The following is a 3857-nucleotide window of genomic DNA, read 5'->3' as shown; positions in this document are numbered from 1 at the left end:
GCGATCCGGTCGGCGAGCGAGCCGCCGTCGATCGGCTCCATGACGATGTACGGGCGTTCGTCCTGCTCGACGATGTCGTACACGACGACGATGTGCGGATGCCGCAGCTGCGCGACGGCGCGTGCCTCGCGCACCGTCCGCTCCCGCCGCACCGCGGCCTCCTCGGCGGACAGCGTCTCGTCGAAAGGGAGTTCCTTGACCGCGACCTCCCGTCCCAGCAGCTGGTCGGTCGCCCGCCACACGACGCCCATGCCTCCGCGTCCGAGTCGCGCCTGAAGGCGGTAACGGCCCGCGATGACACGGCAGTTGTCCCCCTCGGTCCCCATGCGCCCCATCATGCCGCAAAGGGCGGCGGCGCTCCGGGGCGCCGACCGGCCAAGGACCGGACCCCGCCGGGTCAGCTCCGGTCCGGCTGCCAGCTCTGCAGTACGGTCCTGAACTGTTTCTCGGTCTTCGCCCAGTCCTCCTCGGGCGAGGACATGTAGATCACGTACTCGACGCCCTCACGGGAGAAGTACGTCTCCTCGACGGCGTGCCGCGGGCCGGGGTGGGGCGTGTCCTTGGCCAGGGCCGTCCAGGTGTACTCCCACAGGGAGCCCGGACGGTCGCGGTAGGTGTTGGCCTTCAGGGTCACCCGCTGGTAGTCGGCCAGCCGCTGGAGCTGCTGTTCCAGGTCGAGTTGGTGGGCGTGCGCGCTGGGGAAGTCCGGCGAGTCGTCGACGGCGACGCGGATGAAGTGCTTGCCGTTGTCGGGCGTGTAGTCGACCTGGCCGGTGGCCTTGTCGAACTCCTGCCGCTTCCAGCTCGCGTCGGGCACGGCGATGCTGAAGCCGTAGGGGTCGCTCTTGCGCACCCATCCGGGCGGGAGGTCGCCGGCGACGTCGGTGTCCGCGGCGGGCGTGGGGTCCGGCGGGGAGGACCGGGAGGCGCCGTCGCCCTGGTACCGGCCCTGGTCCCACTTCAGCAGGGCGGCCGCGGTGCCGCCGCCGACGAGCGCGGCGAGGGTCACGAGGAGGACGAGGGTGCGCAGGCGGCGCCTGGGCGGCGCGGCGGCGGTCGTCGTGGCGGGCACGGGGCCGACGGCGGTCGGCGCGGTCGGTGTGGTCGGCGCGGTCGGCACGGTAACCGGCGGATACGGGGTCGGGGGCGCCGTACCGGTCCCGGCGGCGTGCGGGACGGTTTCCCGGTGGTTTCCGGCCGCCTGCGTGGGCACGTACACCTGCGCGCCGCTCGGCCGCCGCCCCTCGGCGGCCTCGGCGAGCATCTGCTCGGCCGCCTCCGCCGGCGGCCGTTCGGCGGGATCCTTGCGCAGCAGGGCGGTGATGACGGGTGCGAGCGGACCGGCGTACCGTGCCTCGCGGAGCTCCTCGTCGACGATCGCCTGCATGGTGGACAGCGGCGAGGTGCGGCGGAACGGCGACAGGCCCTCCGTGGCCGTGTAGAGCGTGGCGCCCAGCGCCCACAGGTCGGAGGCCGGGCCCGGGTCGTGGCCGCGGACGCGCTCGGGGGCCAGGTAGTCGACCGAGCCGACGACCTCTCCGGTGCGGGTGATGGTCGTGTCGCCCTCTATCTGGGCGATGCCGAAGTCGGTGAGCAGGACACGGCCGTCCTGGCCGAGCAGGACGTTGCCGGGCTTGACGTCACGGTGCAGCACCCCGGCGGCGTGCGCGGCGCGCAGGGCGCGCAGCACCCACAGGCCGGTCCGGGCGGCCTCTTCCGGCTCCACCCGGCCCCGCTCCTTGACCACGTCCGCCAGCGAGCGGCCCTCGACCAGCTCCATCACGATCCACGGGCGGCCGTCGTGCTCCAGTACGTCGTGCACGGTGACGACGGCGGAGTGGTTGATCCGCGCGGCGGCGCGCGCCTCGGCCCGGGTGCGCGCGAGCAGGACCGCCTGGTCGTTCCCGGCGGCGTAGAGCGCGGCGGTCAACTCCTTGATGGCGACGGCCCGGTGCAGCACCTCGTCGTGCGCGCGCCACACCCGGCCCATGCCGCCGCTGCCGATGGCGTCGGCGAGCCGGTAGCGGCCCGCGAGGAGCAGGCCCTGCATCTGATTCACGTTTCCCCGCAATGGTCTTGACAGGGCCAGGGTAAGTTCCGGCCACCTCTCGGGGAACCGGCGGGGCCCCAAGGAGTCCCGACTGTGACGGTTGTCGCTTCCCGGGGCCGGTGGGCGTCCGTGCGGTCAACCCGTGAACCGGTACGTCGTCGAGGCCTGTTCGTACAGCTTGGTCACCTGGTCCCGCTGGGCCTCGGGTCCCCGGACCTGCACGACGTGGTACCTGCCGTCGAGGAGGACGGCCAGATTGCGCACGAAGAGCTGCCGCCCGTCCGCGCCCGTCCACGTGAACTGCCCCTCAGCCATGGTGCGTCCGCCCACCTGGGTGGTCCGCAGCCCGGAGGAGGTGGCCCAGCTGGAGGCGCGGTAGCCCTGCAACTCGCTCTCCTTCTCGCGCTGGTACGCCATCGGGTCGCTGCCGAACTCGGCGGCGCTGTCCCGGCCGGGTACGACGATCAGCTCGAACGCACCGTGGGAGTAGACGACTTGGCCCTGGTCGTTCTTGGGTGCACGGGTCCAGCCCTCGGCGACGGCGATCCGGAAACCGGCGGGGTCCTCGCGGAGGGCGAAACCACCGGCGAGGTCGGGGGCGGTGGTCTGTGCCTCGGTCGAACCGGCTTTCCCGGAAGGGCTGTTGTCGGTGCGGGACGGGGGCTGGGAGGAGCCGGGCCGGGATGTTCCGTCCGTCTCCTCCGGGGCCGGGCTCGCCTCGCCGGCGGTTCTGGTGCGGTCGCCGTTCGCCGCGCCGCCGTGGCCGGCCTTCGGCATGAACAGCATCGCGTACGCGATCGCGGCGGCCAGCAGGAGCAGGATCAGCAGAAGCAGGGTGCGGCCCAGGCTGCGCGGCGAACGGGACTGCCGTTTGGCCCGCTTGTGCCGCCCGTGCGGGGCGGGCAGCCCGGCGCGCCGCCTGCGCACCAGCTCGCCGCGGCGGCGTACGACCGGCAGTCGGCTCGAGTCGGCGGGCGGGGCGGCGATGACGTGCGCGCCGGCCTCCGGCTCGGGGGCGGACCGCACCAGTGAGCGCAGCCAGCCGCGCAGCTCCTCGAAGTCCAGGCGATCGGTGGGGTCCTGACGCAGCAGCGACTCCACGACCGGGCGCAGCGGCCCGCACTCCTCCGCGTAGGCGGGCGGCTCGGCGCACACCATCTGCACCAGTTCGGCGGTCGACTCCTCCGGGTACGGCGCGTGCCCCTGTACGGCCCTGAAGAGCAGCGCGCCCAGCGCCCACAGGTCGGTCGCCGGCCCGATGGGCGCGGCCAGCTGCCAGTTCTCGTGGACGGGCCCGGCCTGCTCCGGCGCCCACCGCTCGGTCACCGGTCCCACCACGGCCATCCGCGCCTGCCGGGCCCGCTCGGCCGCGAGCGCGGTGGCCGGTCCGCGCGGCACGGGGGTGCCGACGGCGGGGTCGTCCCAACGGGCGGGGACGCCGCCCGGCTCGGGGCGGCCCTGAGGGGGCACGACCGGGGTGCCGTGTCCGCTCCCCTGGTCCGCGGCGGAGCCGGGCTCGCCCCCGGGCAGCGCCGTGCGCCGGCCGGCGCCACCGGGCGGGAGGGGGAGACCGGTCCCGGTGTGGGCCGCGGTGCCGTTCCAGGCGCGGGCCTGGACGCCGTAGGGGTCAGCTATCCGGCCCGGAGGGGCGGAGGAGGGGCCCTCGCGGTCCGGGCCTGTTCCGGGGGCGGCGCCGGCCCGGGTCTCGCCCTCGGCGGGCGGGCGGGCGCCGGGCAGCGCGGCACGTGCGCCCTGCTGGGCCTCCTGCACGCGGGCGGCCGCCCTCGCGCCCGCGCGGTACGCGGCG

The 3857-nt window shown here is 75.0% G+C and carries 2 protein-coding genes and 1 pseudogene; all 3 read right to left on the bottom strand.

Translation table 11 applies throughout. The annotated features are described in order from the left end of the window. On the bottom strand, nucleotides 1–326 hold a 326-nt coding region (locus tag RH94_RS41795; protein ID WP_234425438.1), incomplete at its 3' end, for a protein kinase domain-containing protein. A gap of 71 nt (nucleotides 327–397) precedes the next feature. After that, on the bottom strand, nucleotides 398–2050 hold the full coding sequence (locus RH94_RS01025) for a serine/threonine-protein kinase (RefSeq protein ID WP_073945787.1): 1653 nt from the start codon (nucleotides 2048–2050) through the stop codon (nucleotides 398–400). Nucleotides 2051–2185: 135 nt separating this feature from the next. After that, a pseudogene (locus RH94_RS01020) lies at nucleotides 2186–3857 on the bottom strand (hypothetical protein); the annotation flags it as partial.

This window comes from Streptomyces kebangsaanensis, from assembly GCF_001906585.1.
Lineage (GTDB): Bacteria > Actinomycetota > Actinomycetes > Streptomycetales > Streptomycetaceae > Streptomyces > Streptomyces kebangsaanensis.
This window is presented reverse-complemented; position numbering and strand designations above follow the sequence as displayed.

Coding starts and splice junctions, on each gene's coding strand:
- RH94_RS01025 (WP_073945787.1), bottom strand. CDS start 2,050: ATGCAGGGCCTGCTCCTCGCGGGCCGCTACCGGCTCGCCGACGCCATC.